22 protein-coding genes and 1 pseudogene are annotated in these 26397 nt (G+C 39.9%); 3 read left to right on the top strand and 20 right to left on the bottom strand.

Annotation, left to right across the window (positions count from 1 at the left end):
• Positions 1 to 143: 143 nt before the first annotated feature.
• The 6 genes and pseudogenes from JI723_RS16760 to JI723_RS16780 all read right to left on the bottom strand — a co-directional run bounded on the left by JI723_RS16760 (position 144) and on the right by JI723_RS16780 (position 5043).
• Positions 144 to 1391 (bottom strand): aromatic amino acid transporter, encoded by a 1248-nt coding sequence (locus tag JI723_RS16760; RefSeq protein ID WP_140180961.1) that lies wholly within the window; start codon positions 1389 to 1391, stop codon positions 144 to 146.
• A 65-nt stretch (positions 1392 to 1456) separates the two neighbouring features.
• Positions 1457 to 2860, bottom strand: a complete 1404-nt coding sequence (locus JI723_RS16765) for a tryptophanase (RefSeq protein WP_140180963.1) — start codon at positions 2858 to 2860, stop codon at positions 1457 to 1459.
• A 93-nt stretch (positions 2861 to 2953) separates the two neighbouring features.
• Positions 2954 to 3055: a tryptophanase leader peptide gene (tnaC, locus tag JI723_RS19960; RefSeq protein WP_070928976.1), complete on the bottom strand. Its 102-nt coding sequence runs from the start codon at positions 3053 to 3055 to the stop codon at positions 2954 to 2956.
• Positions 3056 to 3364: 309 nt separating this feature from the next.
• Positions 3365 to 4021: a DUF799 domain-containing protein gene (locus tag JI723_RS16770; protein WP_272580726.1), complete on the bottom strand. Its 657-nt coding sequence runs from the start codon at positions 4019 to 4021 to the stop codon at positions 3365 to 3367.
• Positions 4018 to 4368, bottom strand: a complete 351-nt coding sequence (locus JI723_RS16775) for a DUF4810 domain-containing protein (protein ID WP_070929022.1) — start codon at positions 4366 to 4368, stop codon at positions 4018 to 4020. Before JI723_RS16775 ends, JI723_RS16770 begins: the two co-directional genes overlap by 4 nt.
• A gap of 16 nt (positions 4369 to 4384) precedes the next feature.
• Positions 4385 to 5043: pseudogene (locus JI723_RS16780) on the bottom strand (CsgG/HfaB family protein).
• 516 nt (positions 5044 to 5559) lie between these two features.
• On the opposite strand from JI723_RS16780, the gene JI723_RS16785 reads away from it, so the two are divergent.
• Positions 5560 to 6849 carry an MFS transporter gene (locus JI723_RS16785; protein ID WP_319067451.1) on the top strand — a complete coding sequence of 430 codons (1290 nt, stop codon included), beginning with the start codon at positions 5560 to 5562 and terminating at the stop codon, positions 6847 to 6849.
• Between the two features lie 185 nt (positions 6850 to 7034).
• Here JI723_RS16785 and JI723_RS16790 read toward each other — a convergent pair whose 3' ends face one another.
• Positions 7035 to 8159 carry a hypothetical protein gene (locus JI723_RS16790; protein ID WP_272580727.1) on the bottom strand — a complete coding sequence of 375 codons (1125 nt, stop codon included), beginning with the start codon at positions 8157 to 8159 and terminating at the stop codon, positions 7035 to 7037.
• Entirely contained in the window at positions 8156 to 9415 is a 1260-nt protein-coding gene (locus tag JI723_RS16795) for a hypothetical protein (RefSeq protein ID WP_337979574.1), read from the bottom strand. The genes JI723_RS16790 and JI723_RS16795 overlap by 4 nt, the downstream gene beginning before the upstream one ends.
• Positions 9416 to 9893: 478 nt before the next feature.
• On the opposite strand from JI723_RS16795, the gene JI723_RS16800 reads away from it, so the two are divergent.
• Positions 9894 to 10610: a UTRA domain-containing protein gene (locus JI723_RS16800; RefSeq protein WP_070928981.1), complete on the top strand. Its 717-nt coding sequence runs from the start codon at positions 9894 to 9896 to the stop codon at positions 10608 to 10610.
• Positions 10611 to 10695: 85 nt separating this feature from the next.
• On the opposite strand, the gene JI723_RS16805 is transcribed toward JI723_RS16800, so the two are convergent.
• The 7 genes from JI723_RS16805 to hutU all read right to left on the bottom strand — a co-directional run bounded on the left by JI723_RS16805 (position 10696) and on the right by hutU (position 19961).
• Positions 10696 to 12378 (bottom strand): electron transfer flavoprotein-ubiquinone oxidoreductase, encoded by a 1683-nt coding sequence (locus JI723_RS16805; protein ID WP_272580729.1) that lies wholly within the window; start codon positions 12376 to 12378, stop codon positions 10696 to 10698.
• 12 nt (positions 12379 to 12390) lie between these two features.
• On the bottom strand, positions 12391 to 13341 hold the full coding sequence (locus JI723_RS16810; RefSeq protein WP_070928983.1) for an electron transfer flavoprotein subunit alpha/FixB family protein: 951 nt from the start codon (positions 13339 to 13341) through the stop codon (positions 12391 to 12393).
• 13 nt (positions 13342 to 13354) lie between these two features.
• A complete protein-coding gene (locus JI723_RS16815; RefSeq protein WP_272580730.1) occupies positions 13355 to 14110 on the bottom strand; it encodes an electron transfer flavoprotein subunit beta/FixA family protein in 756 nt (251 codons plus the stop codon).
• Positions 14111 to 14238: 128 nt separating this feature from the next.
• Positions 14239 to 15678 carry a purine-cytosine permease family protein gene (locus tag JI723_RS16820; protein WP_070928985.1) on the bottom strand — a complete coding sequence of 480 codons (1440 nt, stop codon included), beginning with the start codon at positions 15676 to 15678 and terminating at the stop codon, positions 14239 to 14241.
• Positions 15679 to 15921: 243 nt separating this feature from the next.
• Positions 15922 to 17061, bottom strand: coding sequence for an acyl-CoA dehydrogenase family protein (locus tag JI723_RS16825; protein ID WP_070928986.1), 1140 nt, complete (start codon positions 17059 to 17061; stop codon positions 15922 to 15924).
• Positions 17058 to 18242, bottom strand: coding sequence for a CaiB/BaiF CoA transferase family protein (locus JI723_RS16830; RefSeq protein WP_337979575.1), 1185 nt, complete (start codon positions 18240 to 18242; stop codon positions 17058 to 17060). Before JI723_RS16830 ends, JI723_RS16825 begins: the two co-directional genes overlap by 4 nt.
• 51 nt (positions 18243 to 18293) lie before the next feature.
• A complete protein-coding gene (gene hutU / locus JI723_RS16835; protein WP_140180977.1) occupies positions 18294 to 19961 on the bottom strand; it encodes a urocanate hydratase in 1668 nt (555 codons plus the stop codon).
• Between the two features lie 524 nt (positions 19962 to 20485).
• On the opposite strand from hutU, the gene JI723_RS16840 reads away from it, so the two are divergent.
• A complete protein-coding gene (locus tag JI723_RS16840; protein WP_272580733.1) occupies positions 20486 to 21355 on the top strand; it encodes a hypothetical protein in 870 nt (289 codons plus the stop codon).
• A gap of 63 nt (positions 21356 to 21418) precedes the next feature.
• Here JI723_RS16840 and livF read toward each other — a convergent pair whose 3' ends face one another.
• The 5 genes from livF to JI723_RS16865 form a co-directional block, all read right to left on the bottom strand.
• Positions 21419 to 22120: a high-affinity branched-chain amino acid ABC transporter ATP-binding protein LivF gene (livF, locus tag JI723_RS16845; RefSeq protein ID WP_337979576.1), complete on the bottom strand. Its 702-nt coding sequence runs from the start codon at positions 22118 to 22120 to the stop codon at positions 21419 to 21421.
• Positions 22120 to 22887 (bottom strand): high-affinity branched-chain amino acid ABC transporter ATP-binding protein LivG, encoded by a 768-nt coding sequence (livG, locus tag JI723_RS16850; RefSeq protein WP_070928990.1) that lies wholly within the window; start codon positions 22885 to 22887, stop codon positions 22120 to 22122. The genes livF and livG overlap by 1 nt, the downstream gene beginning before the upstream one ends.
• Entirely contained in the window at positions 22884 to 24167 is a 1284-nt protein-coding gene (locus JI723_RS16855) for a high-affinity branched-chain amino acid ABC transporter permease LivM (RefSeq protein WP_272580735.1), read from the bottom strand. Before JI723_RS16855 ends, livG begins: the two co-directional genes overlap by 4 nt.
• Positions 24164 to 25090 carry a high-affinity branched-chain amino acid ABC transporter permease LivH gene (gene livH / locus JI723_RS16860; protein ID WP_070928991.1) on the bottom strand — a complete coding sequence of 309 codons (927 nt, stop codon included), beginning with the start codon at positions 25088 to 25090 and terminating at the stop codon, positions 24164 to 24166. Before livH ends, JI723_RS16855 begins: the two co-directional genes overlap by 4 nt.
• 90 nt (positions 25091 to 25180) lie before the next feature.
• Positions 25181 to 26290, bottom strand: a complete 1110-nt coding sequence (locus JI723_RS16865; protein ID WP_336193929.1) for a branched-chain amino acid ABC transporter substrate-binding protein — start codon at positions 26288 to 26290, stop codon at positions 25181 to 25183.
• Positions 26291 to 26397 lie beyond the last annotated feature (107 nt).

The raw sequence follows: 26397 nt of genomic DNA on the forward strand, positions 1-26397 counted from the left end.
ATTTTCAGATGAAAATTTTACAACTTATAATAAAAATCTAATTCCACATACGCAATTTATTTTTTATCAATCTTATATTCTAGAAAAAAGGCACAGTAAACAGCACTGTGCCTTTACCAGTTAGCTATAATAACATTGAAAAGTTAACGGTATATCGGTAGTAAATTAAATTGAGCAAGTAATTGGCAAATAATACCCACAACACCAAAAGCAATCACTGCATATATTAAGCCTTTTCCTCCCCAAACTTTAAATTTGGATTCAGGAAAACGCTCTCTCACTTTAAGTGCCATAATTGCTGGGCAAATAATTGCCCAAATGCAAGCCGCCATTCCTGCATATGCAATCGCAATTAAAAAACCATTCGGAAACAACATACAAAGTATCAATGGTGGTAAGAAACATAATAGTGCCGATTTCATACGTCCAGATGGGTTATCCTGAAAATTCAAAGATGCCAATATGTAATCAAATAAGCCAATAGCTACACCTAAGAATGAACAAAATACGGCACTAATCGAGAACCATAGTAAGAAGCTGGCAATATGTGGGCTACTCAACACAGAATATAGCGATTCAATAAAAGCATCCAGATTACCACCTTTATTGATAATGGTTAAAAACTCCGTTCTAGGTAGATTGCCCATCGTACCCAATATCCATAAAAAGTATAGAACTAACGCTAGCAAACATCCGATAACACAGCTTTTTACTACTTTCCGTTCGTTCTCATGATACAGTTTATAAAGACTGCATACATTCCCATGATATCCAAACGAAGTGATAGCATAAGGAATAATAATAAAAATAAAGGGGAGTAATGATGTTTGCCCTCCTTCAACAGGGGATTTCAGTAATAAGTCCGTTTTGACAATTAAAAAAAGTCCTGAGAATGCTAAGACAAATAATACTATTTTGATTAATAAAAATATTGATGTTAAACGGCTCGCCCCAATACCACTCCACCAAATACTCGCACCCAGTATTAAAGTGAAGATAAAAAATATTAGTCTTAAGTTAATATCAAATCCGTATATGAAGGCTGCTTCTTTAATGACAGAACCTGCTGCTGATATGTAAGCATAAATTAAAATATACAATACAAATATTAATGCTGCATTCGCGATATAACAGGCCCATTTAGGTAACAATTCTTTAGATATAAAAAAATAGTTAGTACCTGAGCCATATTTTGATATACATTCAAGAATATATATTCCTGAGTGAAACATAAAAAAACAAACAATCAATAGAATAACAACTGAATTAATAAACCATGCTCCTGCCATAATAGTTGGCAAACTAAACATGCCTGCCCCTATCATAGCGCCACCGAGCACAAAGCCCCCTACCATTATGGAGGGTTCTTTCTTCGCTGCCGAATTATTCATGGTATTTACCTTAGAAATAAGGGTGAGGCTCCCGCATTGCACGGGAACCTTTTAATTATTACCTATTATTTGATTGGCTTTAATCTAGCAGTAAAGTGCCTTAACACTGGTGGCTCATACTCAAAATCAAGTCCTTTCAGTGTTGCAAATTTATCTTTAAGACCAATTAATGCATCTGCAATATAATCCATATGATCATTGGTATAGACACGTCTCGCTATAGTTAAACGCATAAATTCCATATCTGCATGTTTTTGTTTGCCTGTTTCTGGATCACGACCTAATAAGAATGAGCCAATTTCAACAGCACGAACACCTGATTCCAGATATAGGGCATTAATCACTGCTTGAGCAGGAAATTGATCGCCAGGAATTTGCGGGACTAATTTTTTACAGTCAACAAACACTGCGTGACCACCTGTAGGATATTGAATTGGAATTCCACCTTCACGTAGACGGTCACCTAAGTATTTAACCTGCCCTATGCGATAATGGAGATACTCTTCACCAGCACCTTCCTCAAGGCCTTGCACCATTGCTGCCATATCACGTCCAGCTAAACCACCATAAGTGACGAAACCTTCCATAGGTACACAGCGCTGTCTCGCTAATGTAAAAATATTTTCATCGTTCTTAATTGCAACTAAACCACCAATATTCAACAGCGGGTCTTTCTTCGCTGACATTGTTAATGCATCAGCATATTTGTACATATCAAATATAATTTCTTTAATTGTGGCATTTTTGTATTTAGGATCACGCTCTTTAATAAAATAAGCGTTCTCACAAAAACGCGCAGAATCCATCACCACAAAAATATTATGTTGTTTAGCAATTTCATAAACTTCTTTTAGGTTAGACATTGATACTGGTTGCCCACCAGCACTATTACAGGTGACTGTCGAAACAATAGCAACAACGTTCTCAGCCCCATATTTAGCAATATTTTCTTTCAATTTTTGAATATCAAAATTGCCTTTCCAGTCATCATACGTTTCTGAATCATATGCTTTTTCAGTAACAATATTAATTGCTTTACAACCATTTAATTCAACATGCGCTGCTGTAGTATCAAAGTGAAAGTTGGAAATAAATACAGGTTTTTGTGCGCCGCCTTGCTGCTGTTTTACTTTTAATAATACAGGGAATAGCATATTTTCAGCACCACGCCCTTGGTGAGCAGGGATGGTATAATCGTAATCAAACATCTCTTTGACTTTATTTTTTAAGTCATAATAATTACGAGAGCCTGCATATGCCTCATCACCTGTGATCATCGCTGCCCACTGATGGTCACTCATGGCATTAGTCCCTGAGTCAGTGAGTAAATCAATATAGACTGCGCTACTTGGTAATAAGAATGGGTTATAACCAGCTTCTTTTAATGCAACTTCACGCTCTTCTCTGGATGGGATACGGATGTTTTCAACCATTTTAATACGGAACGGTTCTACGATTCTTTTGGCCATGATAATACCTTTAATTTTTCATTAAATAATAAAATAGAAATTAGGGCTTATAATTAATAAGCTAACGATATCTTAACGATGAAAAATAAAGGATTACTTTTGAGGGAAAAAGAAGGCAAGAGCAATATCGATATTGAACCATTTCTTCATGTAGAAGAAACCCCTTGATATCAACAGATTATTTAGTAAAAACATACTATAACTCCTTTAATTAAGGATTTAGTACAACTGTTACTATTATATATATAACAATCCAGTCTAAACTTTAATCATGATTGTCATGATATTGTACATTCATCACACTATTACTTAATTTCCAAACTACAGTATGATATATATCACAATAATAAATTCATATTTAACATTGTTATTAGAACCACTACATTATCGATTAACAAAAATAAAATATCACTTATGTTTAAATAAACTTAAATAAAATTAAATGGGTAATTTAAATTAAAAAGAGCCAGTACAGCTCCTTTTAATTAATCGTTTGCAAGAATGTTATTCTGTGTCTTTACCGTATTTTGGCGATCGAGGGCCGTACAAAATACCATTAACTTTACCTGCTGATAGCAATCTAGCGCTTGTCATGCCTGCGATTTGATAGCTTTTATCCGTCAAGGTATTAGCAATTTGTTCAACAACAGCAGAAACCAATACACCAATGATGCCACCGGATGATGAGTTATTTTCTGTGCTTGATGCGGTCGCTGAACCACTCCATAACAATTTTCCAGTACGAGCATCAACCAATTTAGCACTGGCACTCACACGAGTATCACTCGCAATAACCTGATAGCTCGTCCCATATTCTGTAATAGATAAATATAGCACTGCATCATTGCCAAAAATTTCATGTAACTTGGCGACAGGAACTGCTTGAATATCCCCAGCATTGGTCATGCCATTCTGTTTAAAAGTTTCTTCAACCACAGCAACTGGGAAAACATAATAACCGGCCTCTGCTAATGGTAATGTAGTTTGTGATAACAGGCCATGGCTTGCTTGTACTTCAGGGGTATTATTTTGTGGCAATAACACCAAAATGCTTTTGGGCTTGCTTTGATTAAACGCAGTATAATCCATTTTCGTTGGCTGAGCACAACCCGTAAGTAACCATGTTATAACTAAGCTACTGATGATCAAAATCCGTTTCATTTTTTAATCCCTTTATTTTTCATCAAGAAATCCATGTAATTAGCTGATTCAGGAAATAAAGCTTTCTCAGTATTAAACTCTGCCATTGCAAGATCAATCGCACCTGTTGAGCTGTACAATAACCCTAAATGAGCATGTAGCCCTGGGGGTACTGCTGTACCCTGTGTTTTATTGAGCTCAATATTTTTCTTTAATACTTCGATTTGTTGCTGTGGACTTGTTTCAGTCTGTTGATAATATTGATAAACCGTTTTTTGATAACCATCCCAGTTATAAAGCGGTTTTGGTGCTGTTGAGCAACCACTTAATGCAATAATGGCAAATATCCCTAATAATTTAGCTTTCATCATATTCCCTTTTATTTTATTTGGCTGGCTGCCAAGCGCCATTTTCAATCCCAGTAACAAGATTATTCACCGCTTCTCTAATGGCTAAATCGAGAACCTTGCCATTTAACGTTGAGTCATAGCTAGCGGTACTACCAAAACCAATAATTTCACGATTAGATAATTCATACTCACCAACACCTTGTGAAGAAAATACCACTTCAGAAGTCTGAACATTGATGACATTTAAATTAACTTTTGCATAAGCAACTTGTAATTTTCCACGGCCTAAAATTCCAAATAATTGGCGATCACCGACCTCTTTACGACCGAATTCAGTGACATCACCAGTAATGACATAAGTTGCCCCTTTAAGCTGCTGTGCTTGGCCTTTAATCCCTGCTTCTTCTTTTAGCTCCTGCATATTAGCGCGGTCAAGTACATTGAATCGCCCAGTTTGCTGAAGATGAGTCATCAAAATCGTTTTTGACTGATTACCTAAACGATCAACCCCATCAGAAAAATACCATTCATATAGCTAGAACGGTTGTCAAATTTGCCTATTGATATTGAATTTTTAGAGCCTGAATAATGAGTATTATATGTTGTAACTTTTTCGATTTGTAATGAACGTGATGATTCTTTAGCACATCCGGTTAATAATGCTGTAGCAATAAAAACGGAAGGAATTAACATTCTTGATGTATTCATTTATAATATTCTCAATTTGAATTTTCTTGGAATTAATTTGTTACATTTATATTTTGCATCAAATTCTCTTTATGCACCACCAAAATTTAATTGTTATCAAAATCGCAAAAATTAATTTTATTATCAATATAGTTTTATTTATTTAAAGTTAAATACATTTAATATAATTCATTAAACCTTATAAAATTAAATTTAATATTCACCTAGCAAATACATTAATTTAAAATTCATTTATTTATCAATAAAAATACCCCTTGTTTTTAATTTAACTTAAAGAGAAATAGTTTTCCTTTTGTTATTCACTTACTAAAAGTAAGGCTATTAAACCTAATAATGCATAATTTATCCATTCACTGCATGAATTCAACAATTACTTAACATCACTTATTGTGAGTTTGTTATATAAAAGTTAAGAGTAGAGAGTGCCATTTCCAATCTAATAACACAGATATATCCAAACATTTGAAACGGTATTAATCGCTTACGATGAGATAACTAACTATGACAATACAATCACCAGCGGTCACAACATTCGGTACCCCAAAAACTACGATGAAGGTTTTATTGGTTTGCTGGATGAGTATTTTATTTGAGGGGTACGATGTTGGCGTTATGGGCGCGGTATTACCCACACTCGCTGAATATAAACAATGGTCACTTACCCCCTTAGAACTAGGAGCATTAAGCAGTTACGCACTTGTGGGCATGTTTTTTGGTGCCTTTATCATCGGGACATTAAGTGAGCTTTATGGTCGCCGCCGTATGCTACTCATTTGTGTCTGTCTATTTTCACTCACTATGTTGGGGGCTGCTCTTGCACCAACACCATGGTTTTTCGGTATAATGCGCTTTATTGGCGGTATCGGATTAGGAGGAGTGATCCCTGTTGCTGCGGCACTCACTATCGAATATTCTCCCGCAGAGAAACGCTCTTTTAATTATGGGATCATGTATTCAGGTTACTCTTTAGGTATTTTAAGCGCAGCATTAGTCGCTATTTGGCTATTAGAGCATTTTGGCTGGCGTAGCGTCATTGCGTTCGGTGCTTTACCCTTATTATTGATTTGGCCAATGGCGCGCATCTTACCTGAGTCACTTGAATACCTCTCAAATAAAGGAATGCATATACAAGCTCAAACCCTTGCTGACAAATTAGATATCCAATATCAAGCTCCAGTACAGCAACATCCGCAGAAACAAAGTATTAAAGATATTGTCGCTGTGGTTTTTGCATGGCGTTATTTACGAGCGACCACCTGTTTTTGGGTAGCTTTATTTTGTGGAATGTTATTAGTTTATGGATTAAATACGTGGCTACCTTCTATCATGCGCAAAGAAGGGTATAACTTAGGCTCTAGTCTCACTTTCTTAATTGTATTTAGCTTAGCATCAGCACTTGGTGGGTTATTTTTAGGAAAAATAGCAGATAGATACGGTGTGAGAGGTTCTGTTTCGTTCTTCTTTTTATTAGGTGCAGTCGGTGTAGGAGCACTTATATTTAAACAAAATATCTATGTGAATTATCTATTAGTGGCTTTTGCAGGAGTTGGCAGTATTTCAGCCGCCTTAATACTGACTGGTTATATTGCTAACTACTATCCGGCAAATGTACGTGCTTCAGCAACAGGTTGGGCATTAAGTTTTTCACGAATAGGTGCCATGTCAGGCCCTATGTTCGGAGCCTATATTGCCAGCCTAGGTATCGCTAGTAGTTGGAATTTTATTGCTTTTGCCATTGTGGCTGTGGTTGCCTCATTAGCGGTCATGCTACTACCTAAACGCGCTCAGTAACTCACAACGGGTTATTACACTCGTTTGAAATTGTTAACGAAGCGGAATAAAGGCATTTTTCCCGCTTCGTGTTGTCAGCCGAAAATCAATCAATTTATTGCCAATAACCTTAGTCACTGCTGCCAAACACAGTACGTTTGTCCGCAGTCTGAAACGAGCGCTTACGCCCATTTTTAGTTAAATAACTATTTAGCTATTTGATGACTCACCAAGTCACCATTTGCTATTTCAACATCATCTAAATAACTGTTACCTAGTTTAATAAAGGTATTATCAACACTATTAAAGGTTTTATCGTACTCATTTAGCTCAGCGCGATGTGTTAGCTGATTATCTTTCACATCGACCAGCAAATAACCTTGCTCTCCTCGCCACGTCTCATTTAGCAATGCAGTTTGGTTGCTGACCTGTAAACCATATAGTTGGCTATAGCCATTTTCCGTCACCACAGAAAACTCCCCATTATCCTGAAACTGTAATAATGAAAACAGCTTACGTGACGGTTCTTGGGCAATAGCATAAATATCACCATTAGGTGATTGCTCAACTTCATTGATCCGCAATGGTAGCCATTTATTACCTAAAATTTTGCCTGTTTCGCTATTAATAGTGATCTCAAGTGAGCCCATATTATTACCATAACTAAACCAAACGATGAGCTTGTTTTTTTGAGTAGCAAATAAGAAGTGAGAATTATCAACAAGTTCTTCTGGGTAATATAATTTAACTAAGTCACGTACATTACCAAAAAGTTGCCATGTACGGCCTTTATCTGTTGTTTTAAATAAATCGCTATTACTCACCACTAGATAAGTTTGGTCATTGGGTGTATTCAGTATCTTCCCTATAATTAAAGTTGAATATTGTTCACCATACGGCTCTTGCCAAGGTTCCATGTCTGTTATTGAATAATCAGCTAAGTTTAGCACCCGACTACCATCATTAAAGATCAGTGTGCATTCAGCTTTATTACATGCTGCATTGTAAAAGCTATGATTTCCTTTACCGATATAGTGGATACCCGTTTTATTTGCTAGAAGCACCTGATAACTGTAATCGTGAGAAGGAATATTATAACGTGAATAAGAGTAATAACCTGCACGTTGGCTTCTTTGAACAACGATCAACATTCCCTGATCTGTTGGGAAAGTTTTAACCCAATCAAAATTAGCGATTTCCGAGCCAATTTTTTGATTTTCCCATGTCCAACTAGCCGCATTACCGCGAAAGTGAAATGCAATGGTTGCAACTAAACAAGTGATAAATGCGACCGTCAAAATAATAAAACGTTTACTGAGGAATGGGTTCATGTACGCACCTCAGTGACATAATCTGATTGGCCACTTTTTTGGCGTAAGTAGCTTAAATAACGTTGCGCAATAAAATTCATACGCCCTCGCTTAGAAACGTAAAAATAGATTGCTACACATAAACCGGTTAAAAAACTAATGCCTAGCGTAATTGAAGACGCAAAACTAATAAATCCAACACCATTATCCAAAATATAAAGCCAATCCCAATAATCCCAATGATTACCTCGTTCAATAACTTCAGTTATATTCATTACTAATAGGGCGATAGCAAAAAGCGCTATCAGTGCAGCTGTAAATATCCATAATCCTTTATAAAAACTACGCTCTTGTGGGCTACCACCATTACTTAAGGTATATGCTAGATGATCTTGTTGATTAAAAACACCAAATACCATCTCCACTGTATCCGTTTCATTCAGTTTCTTATGAATAATTTCAATTTGATCGCCTTGAGCAATAAATAAACTGTGATTATTAAACAAAGGTTCATTTTCGGGAGTCACAATACTGAAAGGTTCACCATCTATTTGCAATAAATTTGCATTAAAAACTGTTTTGGCGCCTTTATAACCAATCACTGTATATTGCTGGATACCAAATAAATTGACTTTCCCTTGTGTAGATTGAAACTCCCCCTCTGCTATTTTTAGTTGATTAGCAAACTGAGGCTTTATTAGCTTCATCTTAGGGTTTTTGATCCCTGATAGGCTAATTAACTTGGGATTTTCATGACTGATTTGATATTGCCCTGCAATGACTTGATCAAGTGCTTTTAGTATTGATTTTCGACGCGGGCTAACGATATTCCAAATGGTTTTGAGGAAAAGGGTTACCATACTAAAACCAACGAAAGCGGCACAGCTAGCAAATGCTCCGAGTACAATCAGCAACATATTATCATCTGAATAAATAAAGCAGAAATAGGCAAGTACAGCAAAAGCACTGAGACCAAAAGCCCAAAGAAATTCTTTGATAAGTCCTTTATGGAATGACACATTTCTATCAGGTTCAATCCAACCTTTAGTTTTATGATATGCCCATTTGAGCCAATAACTACCATCATTAAATATTTCAGCGCAGATCACTAATTCATCGCCGCTGCTTAGGCTCTCTAAAAAAGCATCGCTATTTTTAAAATCTTCAAGATTAAAAAAGAAAACTAGGTCAGATGCAATTAGCCTTACCATTCCTGTTGGGATAACATTTTTGTAGTCACATTGGGTTAACGTGACATTAAAATATTGAGCACGCATTTTTTCTTATCCTAATTATCAATTTATTGCGCTAAATAATTTGAGTTGCAGGTGGGCGACAAGCAAAGATAAGTGGGGAGCATAAATAACAGTCAACTGAGCGTAGTCAACCCCCTACCGCTTGAAGCATGATGGATCCACCACCATCATAGTCAAAACATACTCGCCTCCCAATAGGAATTGAATATGATTCAGATAATTACAGATTATTCTCTATCTGTGTTTTATCAAAATTTGTGCTGCTAACTATACTCTAAATAATTCGAGGTGCAGCTAGGCGACAAGTGGGTGAGTCGCTAGGAGCATACACTAGTATGTGACTGGCGCGAGTCAGTATCGTCAACAACGCTGCAACTTGAAGTATGACGAATCTATACGAGGTGACTAGAAAAGAACGTATTTACTGTTAAACTTGAGCAACGGCGATGAATGCCATAAATAGGTTCTCCCTAATACTATTACTAATTAAATAATAACAATGAATTCACAACCAGCTTACAAGCAAATTCAATCGTACATTCTGCGAAGTATTGATTTAGGTATTTTTAAACCTGAAACGCAGATACCTACAGAACTCGAACTCTGCGCACAGTTTAATGTAAGCCGCATGACGGTGAATAAAGCTATCTCTGAATTGAGCCAAAAAGGTATCCTCAGCCGTATCGCTGGTAAAGGGACGTTTGTTGCTACGCAAAAGCATGAGCTACCGGTAACTAAAGCATTTGATATATTTGATGAAATATCATTAAGTGGTAATAAATACAGTGGTCATCAATTACAATTAAAAGTCATTACTGCTTCAGCCGAGATCGCTTTACAGCTTGGTGTAAGAGAAGGGAGTGATGTCGGTTATTGTAAAGTACTGCATTTTGAAAATGACATCCCATTAATGCTGGAAGAGCGTTACGTCAATCACGCCATCGCACCTGATTTCGTTAAACAACATTTTGGAGATACAGAAACCCCTAGTGGCTATTTACAACGACATTTCCCTGTCAGTGAGATGGAGCATACTATTGAAGCCGCATTAGCAACCAAAACTATCGCGCATTCGCTATCAATTAAAGAAGGTTCTCCTTGCTTACAACTCAGCCGCCGCACATGGACAGGGACTGCGCTAATTAGTTATGTCAATATGATAACCGCAGGCTCACGTTACAAATTAAAACTCCATTCACGTATTGAAACCCCTTAATTTCGAGTAAAAAAATGGGGCAAATAATTAAATGCCCCAAAGCGACTGATAAAATCAAGCACAACTACACATCACAACAAAGTCGTTACATCCCTTGATAAATAGGGCCTTCTCCCCCTTGAGGCGCCGTCCAACAGATATTTTGTGTTGGGTCTTTAATATCACACGCCTTACAGTGCAGGCAGTTTTGCGCATTAATTTGCAATTTGGGTTGTTCTTGTTCCTGAATAATTTCATATACCCCCGCGGGGCAATAACGCGTTTCAGGTGCTGAATACATCGATAAATTGACAGTTATTGGTACATCATCATCTTGTAATTTCAAGTGACAAGGTTGCTGCTCTTCATGGTTAGTATTAGATAAAAAAACCGAAGAGGGTTTATCAAACGTTAAAATGCCATCTGGTTTTGGATACACGATCGGCTGGAAATATTTAGCCTCTTTCAAGCATTGATGGTCTGCCTGTTTTAGTTTCAGCGTCCATGGTGTGCGCCCTTTTAATAGCAATTGTTCAGCACCGAATAATAAAGAACCTATATATAACCCTTTTTTCATGTAAGGCTTAAAATTACGGGTTTGATATAATTCACGATATAACCAACTCTGCTCAAATTTTTGCCGGTATTGCAGATTAAATTTGTCATAATCTATCGATTCATGGTCAATCGATGCCAACAATGCTTCAGCAGCTAATGAACCACTTTTCACAGCACAATGACTCCCCTTGATACGTGCGGCATTCAGAAACCCAGCATCATCACCAATCAACGCACCACCAGGGAAACTTAATTCAGGTAGTGCCGTTAAGCCACCAGCAACAAGGGTTCGCGCACCATAGCTCACCCGCTCGCCACCACGTAAAAAAGCACTAAATGATGGATGCGTTTTTAGACGCTGAAATTCATCAAAAGGTGACAAATAAGGGTTTTCATAATTGAGTCCAACCACCAAACCAACCGCGACAAGGTTGTCACCGTAATGATATGCAAAGCCGCCACCATAAGTATGGTTATCTAGGGGCCAGCCAATAGAGTGAACCACCAACCCTGCCTGATGTTGTTCTTTGGGTATTTGCCAGATTTCTTTTATACCAAGCCCATAAGTTTGCTTCCCACGACCTGCTGCTAAATCGAAACGTTCAATGAGTTGTTTCCCTAACTGCCCACGACAGCCTTCAGCAAATAAGGTCATTTTTGCCCGTAAATTCATCCCTGGTTGATACATAGGCGTTGGATTTCCCGATTTATCCAACCCCATATCGCCAGTAGTGACACCAACAACGGCACCCGATTCATCGTATAAAATGTCTGTCGCAGCAAAACCGGCAAAAACATCAACACCCAATTGTTCAGCGTGTGCCGCCAACGCAGCACAAACCTGTCCAAGGCTACCAATTAAATTGCCGCTATTTTTTAAACTCGCTGGCAGTAAAGCCAAAGGTAAGCGACTCGCTTTATGTTCTTTTAATAGTAGAAAACTATCCTGAGTGACCTCAGTTAATTCACTGGCAACAAGCTGTTGCCAGTTTGGTAGCAATTCATCTAATGCACGAGGATCAATAACCGCCCCTGATAAAATGTGTGCACCAACTTCAGCACCCTTATCAATTAAGCAAACTGATATCTCTTGGTTATTTTCTACAGCGAGCTGCTTTAGTCGGATCGCCGCCGATAATCCCGCAGGCCCACCACCGACAATCAGGACATCAAATTCCATCGATTCCCGCTCGGGAGCCTCGTTAACATTGACACTATTGTCGATAGCCATAATCAATTCCTCTTAGGCCAATGCTTTATCAAATTCAGGCAAGATCTCAAACAGATCACCAACAATGCCATAATCAGCAACTTGGAAAATAGGCGCTTCAGGATCGCTGTTAATTGCCACGATCACTTTGCTCTCTTTCATTCCTGCTATATGTTGAATCGCGCCTGAAATACCGACCGCGATATACAGATCAGGGGCAACAATTTTGCCTGTTTGCCCAACTTGATAGTCATTTGGCACATAACCCGCGTCAACTGCCGCTCTTGATGCCCCCACCGCGGCACCCAGTTTATCGGCAATGGTTTCAATCAAGGCAAAGTTTTCGCCTGAGCTTAATCCCCTCCCCCCTGATATCACAATTTTGGCGGAGCTGAGTTCTGCTCGGCTAACTTGTGTTAATGACTGACTTTTTAATTGTGATAGTGGGTTAAATTGACCAACGGTATAATTTTCAATAACAGCTTTATTTTGTGAGTGACTTGTTGCTGGAAAAGCAGAACTACGGATCGTGAGTACCACTTGTTGTCCATTATTTTGTACTGTAGCTAATGCATTACCTGCATAGATTGGGCGCACATACGTTTGTGTATCAATCACTTCTGTAATATCAGAAATTTGTGCAATACCGAGTGTCGCAGCAACACGTGGCGCGATATTTTTACCGTATGTCGTCGCAGGAAATAGTATATGACTATAATCTTTCGCAACCGCTATCACTGCCTCTGTAATGGTTTCCGCTAACTGGTGCTGTAATTCATGACTATCAATCACAATTACTTTTCCCACACCATCAATGGTTGCAGCCTGTTCAGCCACTTTCGCACATTCGCTACCTGCAACTAACAGATGCAGCTGGCCCTGACCCGATAGAATTTGCGTTGCCGCATTCACGCTATGGTAGGTTGATGATTTAATTGTTTGGTTGTCATGTTCGACCACAACAAGTACAGATAATTGACTCATAGTATTCCCCTTACTAGAAAACGTTTTTTGCTTGTAATTCATTCACTAATGCATTGATGTCATTAAATAATGTGCATTGGCCTACGCGCTTTTTCGGCTCAGTCACGGTTAATGTTTTCACTTGATTTAAGGGGGTAAAATCCATCTCTGAAATCGTTTGTATCTCTAATGGTTTCTTCTTTGCCTTCATAATGTTTGGTAACGTTGCATAGCGCGGCTCGTTTAAACGTAAATCGGTTGTTACTACCGCAGGTAGTGATAAAGACAATGTTTCTAGGCCACCATCTATTTCGCGCGTTACCTGCAATAGCGCTCCTTCGATTTCAATTGAAGAGGCAAAGGTTGCCTGACCACATTTCAACAATGCCGATAGCATTTGCCCTGTTTGGTTACAATCGTTATCAATAGCTTGTTTACCAAGGAGAATTAAATCAGGTTGCTCTGTTATGACGACTTGTTGCAATAATCGAGCGATATCCAACGGATCTAATACCAAATCATTGGGTCTCTGAATTAAGATTGCACGATCAGCACCAATCGCCATTGCACTACGTAATGTATCCTGTGAACTAATATCACCAATGGAGACCACAACGACTTCACTCGCTTTTCCAGCTTCTTTAAGGCGAACCGCTTCTTCCACCGCAATTTCATCAAAAGGATTGATCGCCATTTTGACATTCGCTAATTCAATACCCGAACCATCTGCTTTCACACGCACTTTAACGTTGTGATCAATAACTCTTTTAACAGCCACTAAAATTTTCATAATTACTCCTAATGCTCTCTGCCAGAAGAGGTTTTTTAGGCTAAGGGGAGCCTTAGCAGTGAATAAATCACTGCTAATCCACTCGCCGATTTTTTTAACTTTATGAAATACTTATATTATTTTGTTAATTAATGAGTAGATGGCAATATCAAGCGATCCGCGACTGACATTGGCCATATTTTAATCGCCACATAATAGATAATACTGGTTGCCACTAAGCCAACAATCCATGAAATATCAACGCCTCCTAACGTTTCAACTAATGGCCCTGTATAGAAACCTGTTGCGATAAAAGGTAATTGGATCAAGACCCCAACCACATAGGTGATAATGCCCACTTTGTTCCAACGTCCATAACGGCCATTTGGGTTTGATAATTGAGGTACATCATAGCGACCTTTGGTTACCCAATAGTAATCAACAAGGTTGATAGCACTCCAAGGTGTAAAAAATGCCAGTAAGAATAATAAGAAAGCAGAAAATAATTTTAAGAAGGAGTGCTGGCCAGCAAGACCTAAGAGAGTTGAGAAACTCACCATCAGTATGATGAAAAATAGCCTTTGCCCACGTGAAATTTGCTGTTTACCTCGGAAACCACAAAATATAGCGGCCATCGACATAAAGCTGCCATAGGCATTTAACGCTGTAATAGTCACTTTACCGAAAAAGATACTGATATAGAGTAGTGCTGCAATCAAACCTGTACTACCTAATCCAACAATATAAGCCACTTCATGGCCTGCAAATTGGCTTCCTGCTAGCGCTGCTGCAAATACACCAAGGATCATCGAAGCTTGAGTCCCGATCACCGTTCCTGAACCTACCGCAAGGAAAGCTTTAATAGTGGGAGTTTTTGTAGGTAAATAGCGTGAATAGTCAGCCACATAAGGGCCAAATGCAATTTGCCATGATGCAGACAATGACATCGCCAATAAGAAATTGGTCCAACTAAAATGACGATTTTCAAGTAACACGGAAACATCATTCATGTAGAAAAGGCGGAAGAACAAATAAAAGAATGCGATCACCCCAACTACACTCGCCACTTTGCCCAATATGTGAATGATACGATAACCACAGATAGTAATGGCGATGATCACTGCGCCAAAAATCAAAATACCAATCCAGTCACTAACATGAAGTAACTGTCCAACGGCTTGCCCTGCTAATACAGTCCCACTCGCAGAGAAACCTACGTACATCATGCAAACCAGTAAGATAGGGATCACCGCACCATACACACCAAACTGCACACGACTGGAAATCATTTGTGGCAAGCCCAGCTTAGGCCCTTGCACCGCATGCAAAGCCATAACTGCCCCACCAAGTAACTGGCCAATAAATAAACCAATCAAAGACCAAAACACGTCTCCACCTAAAACCACAGCAAGTGCCCCTGTGACAATGGCGGTGATCTGTAGGTTTGCCCCAAACCAAAGGGTAAATTGGCTTGATAACGTGCCATGGCGCTCAGATTCAGGAATGTAATCAATCGAACGAGCTTCTATTAGGGGAACGTTGTCCTGCCGGCTTTTTTTATCTGCGATTATATTGTTTGAAACTGTCATGGTAACTCCTCTTTAAGCAAGGCTGGCTTAAAGAATGAACCAATTTGTCATCATGGATGCTGTAGGGTGCAGCCGTTAGACATTAAGTCGGGTATTGTTATTGATAGAGATCACCCGCCATTAAAAATTGAAATACATTCTTAAACCTGATTGTTGTTGTGTTTTTAATTCCATGATCGTGATTGCAGCTCAACTTCTCATTGATGGATGCCTGTCCACCCATCAAAGCGTGATATTTAATTATTAAACGGCATCTAAAACCGCACGTGAGATAATAATTTTTTGAATTTCCGAGGTACCTTCAAAAATTCGTAAAATTCTTGCATCACGAACATAGCGTTCTAGAGGCAGATCGCGAATATAGCCATAACCGCCATGCAGTTGTAATGCAGCATCAGTGACAAAACCGGCACATTCTGCGGCAAATAATTTTGCTGTCGCCGATTGCAAACTAAAACGCTCGCCTGTATCACGGCGTTCAGCGGCATTCCAAGTCAACATTCTTGCTGCCTCCAGCTGGGTATGCATATCTGCGAGGCGCCATTGTGTTCCTTGATAGGCTGCCAATGGTTTTTTGCCAATTTGGCGTTCTTTGACCCACCCCAGAGCACATTCCATCGCTGCTCGGGCAATACCTAATGACGTTGCAGCAACCTCCACACGCCCTTTATCCAATACTTCCATTGCAGTATGGAAACCTTTATTTTCTTCACCTAATAATGCAGATTCAGGTAACCAACAATTCAGGGCTAATTCATAGATTGTGCTACCACGTAGTCCCATGGTTTTTTCAGGGGAAGAAAACTCAACACCTTCAGTGCCTTTTGGGATCATAAATGCACTGATACCACGAGCTCCTGCTTCAGGGTCTGTTTTGGCATATAACACAATAAAATCAGCTTCTTTGGCATTGGTAATATAGTGTTTATTACCACGAATTCGCCAGCCGCCATTTTCACGTGTTGCAATAGTACGCATATCTGCTGGGTTTGAACCTGCTGCGGGTTCAGTTAAGCCAAATGCACCTAATAGCTCACCACTGGCTGCTTTGGGTAACCAATATTGTTTTTGCTCTTCAGTCCCACCGATTAAGATAGAGTCCGTTGCAAGAAAATGCGCAGTCAGTGCTGATGATGTTGATGCACATGCAGCAGCAACGGCTTCAACAATCATACTCATCGCAATGCTACCAATACCAAAACCACCGTATTGCTCCGGTAAGTTAATTCCCCAGCATCCCATTTCACCTAAAGCAGATAAGCTTTCTGCACAAAAAGTTTCTGTTTCGTCATAACGCTGTGCGTTCGCTTGCAAAACATCTCGGCAAACTTTTTCCACAGCATCGACAATGGCTTGTTCTGTTTCATCAATTTGAAAGCTCATTGTATTGTCTCCGCATTTTTCGTTGTTATTGTTGACGGCTTATAAACCTGATTAGCTTCTCCTAAATGTGGTGCTCTTTGCGTCACATGAGGTTTACATCCATTAAAGAAAACAGGCTGAGAAATTAACGGGGTACCGCCATCATTGAGATCGATAAGAATTTGGCGAACTTTTGCATGCTCACTTTGTGTCGCCTGCTGTAAGTTATGGATCGGCGATGCAGGTACGCCTGCGTTTAACAATAAATCACAAACTTGCTCTACTGTTTTTTGCGCTGTCCATTGTTCTATTTCTTTACGTAAATCAGCGTGATAAATCGTTCTGGTTGGGTCGTCTTTATAACGAGGATCATCACGTAATGTTGGCTGTCCCATACATTCACAGAAACGCTGAAATAATTTTTCACTGGCAATGGCTATGACGACTAAGCCATCTTGCGCCTGATAGGTATCAAAAGGCGTTGAAACTGGATGACGATTACCGACTAAGCTAGGTGCCTCACCATTGGCAAATAAGTTAGATAAGCCTGTTAGCTGCATACTTAGCAATACATCAACCATTGCTACATCAATATATTGCGCACTTTCTTGGTGGGCTTCCCGAGCGAACAAAGCACTGCTGATCGCCCAAGACGCGAACATGCCTGCACAAACATCTCCTATTGATTCCCCGCTGCGTGTAGGACCTGTTTGTGGGAAACCTGTCACACTCATCAGCCCTGACATGGCCTGTGCTACGATGTCATAAGCGGGATAATTGGCTAATGGGCTATCTTGACCAAAACCAGAAATACTGGCGTAAATTAACGTGGGATTATGTTGTTTTAAGCTCTCAAAATCGATCCCGAGTCTCGCCGTCACCCCCGGTCGAAAATTTTCAACCACCACATCGCTTTCTTTGACCAGTTGGTAAAGGATCTCACGATCAGCATCAGACTTCAGATCGAGCTCAATGCTACGCTTACCTCGATTGATCAAACCGTAATAAACGCTTTCTCCATCAATAAAAGGACCTAGATGACGGCTATCATCACCGTGGTCAGGAACCTCGATCTTTATCACTTCGGCACCGAGATCGGCCATCATACCTGTGCAATAGGGTCCGGCTAACACACGGCTTAAATCAATCACTTTGATCCCTGACAGTGGCCCTTGCCTTTTTTGCTGTAGCTGCATATTCATACAGAAATCCTTATAAATAAGGCCGACCAATTACTTGGTCGGCAAAAGACATTACTTGACCATAGGTAGATTTAAACCCTGCTGTTTTGCACAGTTGATTGCGATGTCATAGCCTGCATCAGCATGACGCATAACCCCTGTCGCTGGGTCATTATGTAAAACGCGGGCTAAGCGTTTATCTGCCGCATCGGTACCATCACAAACAATGACGACACCAGCATGCTGTGAAAAGCCCATACCGACACCACCACCATGATGCAAACTCACCCATGTCGCACCACCCGCGGTATTCAGTAGCGCGTTCAGCAGTGGCCAGTCAGACACGGCATCAGAGCCATCTTTCATGGCTTCCGTTTCGCGATGTGGACTCGCTACAGAGCCTGAATCTAGGTGATCTCGACCAATGACAATCGGACCTTTTAGTTCGCCATTTTTCACCATTTGGTTAAATGCACGACCTAACCTTTCGCGATCTTTGAGCCCTACCCAACAAATACGGGCTGGTAAGCCTTGGAATGCGATCCGCTCACGAGCCATATCCAGCCAGTTATGTAGATGCTTATCATCGGGGATCAGTTCTTTAACTTTTTGATCTGTTTTATAGATATCTTCAGGATCCCCTGAAAGTGCGACCCAACGGAACGGTCCGATACCTTCACAAAATAGAGGGCGAATATAAGCAGGAACAAAACCTGGGAAATCAAAGGCATTGGAGATACCTTCATCTTTTGCCATTTGACGAATATTGTTGCCATAATCGAAAGCCGCTGAACCACGTTGTTGCATGGTCAACATGGCATCAACCTGCACTGCCATACTTTTTTTCGCTGCTTTTGTCACTTCATTTGGTGCTGTTTGCTGCTTTTCACGCCATTGTTGCAGTGTCCAACCTTGTGGTAGGTAGCCATGAACAGGATCATGTGCGCTTGTCTGATCTGTCACCGAATCAGGGGTGATATTGCGTTTCACCAATTCGCTGTATACATCAGCAGCATTGCCTAATAAACCAACGGATACAGGCTTACCATCACGCTTTGCTTCCTCGATATATTGCAACGCTTCATCTAATGAAGTGGCTTTTTTGTCGACATAACGAGTTCTTAAACGGAAATCGATGCGGCTTTCATCGCATTCAACCGCGATCATGCTAAAACCGGCCATAGTTGCGGCTAAAGGCTGTGCACCGCCCATGCCTCCTAATCCACCGGTTAAGATCCAACGGCCTGCTGGGTTGCCATTAAAATGTTGTTTTGCTAAAGAAACGAAAGTTTCATAGGTGCCTTGAACGATGCCCTGTGAGCCAATATAGATCCACGATCCCGCTGTCATTTGGCCATACATCATCAAGCCTTTTTTATCTAACTCATTAAAATGATCCCAATTTGCCCAATGTGGAACAATGTTTGAGTTAGCGATTAATACACGGGGTGCATCTGGATGAGTGGGAAAGACACCGACAGGCTTACCTGATTGCACCAATAAGGTCTGATCGTCTTCGAGAGTTTTCAGAACCTCTAGGATTTTGTCATAACATTGCCAATCACGCGCTGCACGACCAATACCACCGTACACCACTAAACTTTGTGGATGCTCAGCCACGTCGGGGTCTAAGTTGTTTTGGATCATGCGGTAAACTGCTTCTGTCAGCCAGCTTTTGCAGGTCTTCTCGCTACCATGCGGAGCACGAATAATACGTGTAGAGTCTGTACGGTTTAACATCTGCTATCCCCTTTCATTCAATTTAACTTTTTTACAACAATCAATGATATTTGTGATTAGTCATTATTTTTTCACTGACTGATAACCGAGTAGCTATCTTTAGTTAATTAATTAAAATTCAATCAGTTAAACTTTTTAGCGCCTAATTTTATTATCATCATAATCTGTGTTGTTACTCATCTGACCCTAAATATATATACATTTAATTCACAAAGTATATACATTTAAATTTTAATTTTTGTACAAAAATTAGATAGAAAGGAGGGAGTGTACCTATACAACAATGGGTAACTTGCTATTTATTCAAAAGAAGATGTATATACAATTGATTTAATCTGTAGAAACAAGCAAATAGCTGAAATGAGAACTGCTTCACAATTAAAAGTGACCAAATATTATCGTGGGTGAGTGTAGCCAGTTGTCTTTTTATGATTTGAATGCGGTAAGAGTATCTATTTATACAATTTTAGTGGTGGTATTTAAGGTATATATGCATCTAAAAGAATTAAATAAGTGAGTTTTCTATGACAATAACCATTCAAGCAACATGTTCCAATCCGGCCATTAATCCTAATAGATTAAAAAAACCGGTTTGTGGATCAACCTCATTCATTAACTCTATTAATAGCATTCAAAATAATAATAATTCCATATGGAAAAAACTAGTATCATTTATAAATAGAATTAGATTCACATCTGACAGAAAAGCGAATATTAAGTTTATTGAAAGGCATTTCAAATTACCAGACTTATATAAAAAAGAGATATTTCATGATAAAAATACAACGTCAATAATGATAAAAAAAGAATATGAGAAATTTATACCTTCAGAAAATGAGATAAAAACTGGTGAAGATTTAGATCTTAAAAACCAAAAAAATGGATTCATTTATGACTCTAAATTATCTAAACAATTCAACCTTGATCTTCATCGAATGGATTATTTTCTATATACACCATATCGACAACCAGAACCCTATAAACTTGTAGATGCAAAGCTTCTTACCGCAGAGTTTGGACGTAGAAATGCACAATTTATATCTCAGTTTGCTCACCAAGGTTTTACAGCAGATCCATTGATTGCATTACAACCACTCATCAAAGATGATAATTATGTTATTAGTAATAGCATGATGGATAATGAACAAAGTATTAAACGACCTTTAATTTTTATAGAAAAAACCATGCAAGGGCATTGCATTGTCACTGCCAAAAAAACAATCAGGCTAATAAAAAAGGAGGATGGCGAAATATTAAAAGGGATGACGGTTTCAATAATAAGAAAAACATTTTTCATTAAAGGTAAAGATGGACTGTTTTTAGAAAATCATGATAAAAAAGATCAACTCCTATTCGTAATAACAAAAAAACCAACTACAACTAACCCATCATGATACTTTTCAAAAGGGCATTAATAATCGATACATATTTTTATATTAATGCCCTTCTCTTAATGATTAACCACCTAAATAAGCACATCTTACCGCTTCATTCGCCAGTAATGCTTTACCACTATCTTCCAGTACAATATGGCCATTTTCAAGTACATAGCCCCTATCCGCCAATTTCAATGCCTGATTTGCATTTTGTTCAACAAGAAAGATCGTCATGCCTTCCTCACGTAGTTGCAAAATAGTATCGAAGATTTGCATGATAATGATCGGGGCTAGCCCCAATGATGGCTCATCAAGCAACAGCAATTCAGGTTGGCTCATCAGTGCACGACCAATCGCCAACATCTGTTGTTCGCCCCCTGACATAGTTCCTGAACGCTGACTACGACGTTCGTATAAACGAGGGAACAACGTATACACACGTTCAATACGTTGCTGATATTGCTGACGATTAGCAAAAAAACCGCCCATCGCCAAATTCTCTTCAACCGTCATTCGTGAAAAAACACGTCGCCCTTCAGGCACAATCGCAATATCTTCACGCATAATTTTTGCTGTAGGCAACTGAGTAATATCCACATCTCGATAAAGGATCTGCCCTTCAGAGGCGCGTGGATCACCACATAATGTACTTAGCAGAGTGGTTTTCCCTGCGCCATTAGCACCGATCAGGGTGACAATTTCGCCTTTTTGAATATTCAAACTGACCTGATGTAAGGCTTGGATTTTTCCATAATGGGCAGAAACTTGTTTAAACTCTAACATTAGTAAGCCTCCCCCAAATAAGCTTTGATAACATCAGGGTGCTGACGGATTTGCTCAGGCGTTCCATTCGCCAGTGGTGTTCCCTGATTAACCACATAAATACGATCTGAAATCCCCATCACCAACTTCATATCATGCTCAATCAATAAAATAGAAACTTGATGATGTGAACGTAATTCAGCAATTAATTCATCCAGATCGTTGGTTTCTTTTGGATTCAAACCTGCCGCAGGCTCATCTAACATCAAAATTTCAGGGCGAGTCACCATGCAACGAGCGATCTCTAAGCGACGTTGCTGACCATATGCTAAGTTACCAGCTTGACGGTTAGCAAACTGTAATAGATTAACGCGTTCAAGCCATTTAACTGCATTATCAATCGCTTCTGATTCTGCTCGACGAAATGCAGGTGTCTTTAATAAGCCAGAAAAAATACCACTTTTCAAATGTTGATGCTGCGCGACTAATAGATTTTCAATCACCGTCATTTCTTTAAATAAGCGGACATGTTGAAAGGTTCTGATCACCCCCAGACGAGCAATTGCCTGCCCCGATAAGCCTTCCAAATGTTTTTCACGATAAATAATTGAGCCGCTTGTCGGTTTATAAAAACCTGTTAAGCAGTTGAAAATAGTGGTTTTACCAGCACCGTTCGGGCCAATCAAAGAGACGATTTCGCCTTGATTTAACGTCAATTCCACGTTATTCACTGCCAATAAGCCGCCAAAGCGCATCGACAAACCATTAACTTGTAATAGAGGGGTCATACTTTTTCCCCCTGATCCACTAATTGTTCTGTATTCTTCAATTTCATTTGACGACGTTTCATTGGCAATAGCCCTTGAGGGCGCCAAATCATCATTAAGACCATTAAAGCCCCCAACAACAACATGCTGTAGGCATTCAGATCACGCATCATCTCTCTTGAGACGACTAATATGATCGCAGCTAATATTACTGAAGTTTGCGATCCCATACCGCCAAGAACAACGATCGCTAATACAAATGCAGATTCAACAAAAGTGAATGACTCAGGGCTGATAAACCCTTGGCGAGCGGCAAATAGCGTGCCTGCAAAACCAGCAAAGGCAGCACTGATAGTGAATGCGGTCAGTTTAATTTTTGTGGGTGATAAACCTAAAGAACGGCAAGCTATCTCATCTTCTCGCAGAGCTTCCCAAGCACGCCCTAATGGCATACGCAGTAAACGGTTAATCACAAATAACGTTAACACTACCAATAATAGCGCAACGAAATATAAGAAAATAATGCGATCGCCCGCATTGTAATCAAGACCAAAGAAATTGTGGAAAGTGTCCCAACCGTCTTTTGCGTTACGACTAAATTCTAAACCGAAAAAGGTGGGTTTAGGCAGTTGGCTGATCCCATTCGGTCCCCCAGTAATTTCAGTATTATTGAGCAATAAAATACGCACAATCTCACCAAAACCTAGGGTTACAATCGCCAAATAATCTCCCCGTAATCGCAGCACTGGGAATCCTAGCAAAAAACCCGCTAATGCTGCGGTTAACCCTGCAATAGGTAAACTTTCCCAGAAGCCAAAACCGTAATAATGATTTAATAACGCAAATGTATAGGCGCCGATGGCATAGAAACCTGCATAACCTAAAACCAACAGACCCGAAAGACCCACCACCACGTTTAGCCCCAAACCTAACATTACATAAATTAATGTTAAGGTGGCTATATCCACACTGCCACGAGAAACAATGAATGGCCAAATAATTGCTGCAATAATAATAAAAACAGCCAGAATCTTTTGCCTTGCCGTAGAGCCATCAAAATCCGGTATTGCCCATGATTTTTTAGGGACACCTTGCCATACTTTGGTTAATGAGGGTCGGACTAGCTGGAAAATAAAAATCACCGCAATACCCGCAAATATCCAATTCCAACGAACCGAATCAGCGCTAGACACCACGAGCTTAGTACCATCAAGGGTAAGCTGTAACCCCATCATAAAAACCGCTAAGATGAAGAACATCACTGAGGCAACAATGGCATTAATCCAATTTTCTTTTCTCATACTTTTTCGACCTCCGGACGACCCAGAATGCCGGTTGGCATGATCAACAACACACCAATTAATAATCCAAATGACACAACGTCTTTATATTCAGTGCTTAAATAAGCCGATGTCATCGCCTCAGCAACACCGAGGATCAGGCCACCTAACATGGCGCCAGGGATACTCCCAATTCCCCCCAGTACCGCAGCGGTAAAGGCTTTCATTCCAGCCATAAACCCAATGTATGGGTTGATAACACCATAAAATTGCCCCAATAATACACCCGCAACAGCAGCCATTGCTGCACCGATGACAAAGGTTAAAGAAATGACGCGATCGGTGTTAATTCCTAGCAAACTCGCCATTTTTAAATCTTCAGCACATGCGCGGCATGCCCTACCCATCCGTGAATAACGAATAAATACCGTTAGCGCTAACATGGCTAGCAAAGTCACAACCCAAATAGTCAGCTGCATTTTGCTAATGGTCGCTTCGAAACCATCACTTTCACCTAATACCCACTGCCCTGTGATCAGACTCGGTAGTGCGAGATCACGGGAGCCTTGAGATAGGCTAACGTAGTTTTGTAGGAAAATTGACATCCCGATCGCGGAGATCAGCGCTATTAGTCTTTTTGAATGGCGAACTGGCCGATAAGCGACACGCTCAATACTCCAGCCATAAGAACTTGAAACAACAATTGCTGCCACAAATGCCGCAGCGATAAGGATCCATCCAACATCAATCCCTAACATCATCAGGCCGGCGATCACAATAAACGAAACATAGCTACCTATCATGTACACTTCGCCATGCGCAAAGTTAATCATACCTATAATGCCATAAACCATAGTATAGCCGATGGCAATCAGCGCATAGGTACTGCCTAGTGTTAAGCCATTAAGGAACTGTTGGATAAAATAAAGAATTTGATCTGACATAAGGCTATCCTTTCATACTACTATCCCTAAACAGAGTGCAGAAACCGGAAGCAGCATAGCTCACTTCCGGTTAGCGCCTGAATAGTAAGATTACTTCACCGCAGTGGATGTGCCATCTGCATGCCATTCGAATACACCAAACTCAAAACCTTTCAAGTCCCCATTAGGCTGCCAACTCAATGTTCCCATTACAGTATCAACAGGATTGGCTTTTAGATCTTTAGCCAAATCTTCTGGTTCACGGCTCCCCGTACGCTCCATTGCCGTTGTCAGACCTTGGATTGCTGCATACGTTGTCCAAACGAATGGACCGGTTGGATCTTCTTTTTTAGCTTTGATCGCATCAACAATCGGTTGGTTTGTTGGTACTTGATCGTAGCGTTTAGGCAACGTCACTAACATGCCTTCAGAGGCTTCGCCGGCAATATTCGACAGTGATGAGTTACCAACACCTTCAGGCCCCATAAAACGAATATTCAAACCTGACTGTTTTGCTTGGCGTAAAATTTGCCCCATTTCTGGGTAGTAACCACCAAAGTAGACGAAATCGACGTTCTCTTTTTTCAATTTCGCAACTAACGCAGAGAAGTCTTTATCACCTGCGGTCACACCTTCAAACATGACTTCTTTGACACCTGCTTTGTTCAAGTTTTCGCGCACAGAGCGCGCTAAGCCTTCACCGTACTGTTGTTTATCATGAACGACCGCAATACGTTTAGGTTTGACTTGATCCATTATATATTTCGCCGCTGTTGGCCCTTGGTCTGAATCCAACCCCGTAGTACGCATGATCATTTGATAACCACGCGTGGTTAAATCAGCATTAGTCGCGGCAGGGGTGATCATGATAACGCCTTCATCTTCATAGATATCAGATGCTGGCTGTGTTGAAGAAGAGCACAGGTGACCGATAACATAGCGGATACCATCGTTGATAACTTTGTTTGCCACGGCGACCGCTTGTTTTGGGTCACATGCGTCATCATATTCCACCGCAACTAAGGTATCGCCATTAATACCGCCTTTTGCATTGATATCAGCAACCGCTTGGCGCGCCCCTGTAAATTCCATATCGCCATATTGAGCAACAGGACCTGACATAGCACCAACAACCGCGATTTTAATTTCTTTAGCCCATACCGCTTGGCTAAATGCCATCGCAATACATCCCGCTAATAATGCTTTATTCATTTGTTTCATTCGTCCGTCCCCATCTTTATGGTTCCGCATGATTCTGCGTGTTTGTGTTTGATTTGTTGTAGATTATTATAATTGGTATTAATCTATACTTTATATTTCAATGCATA

The organism is Providencia manganoxydans (genome assembly GCF_016618195.1).
GTDB classification, from domain to species: Bacteria; Pseudomonadota; Gammaproteobacteria; order Enterobacterales; family Enterobacteriaceae; genus Providencia; species Providencia manganoxydans.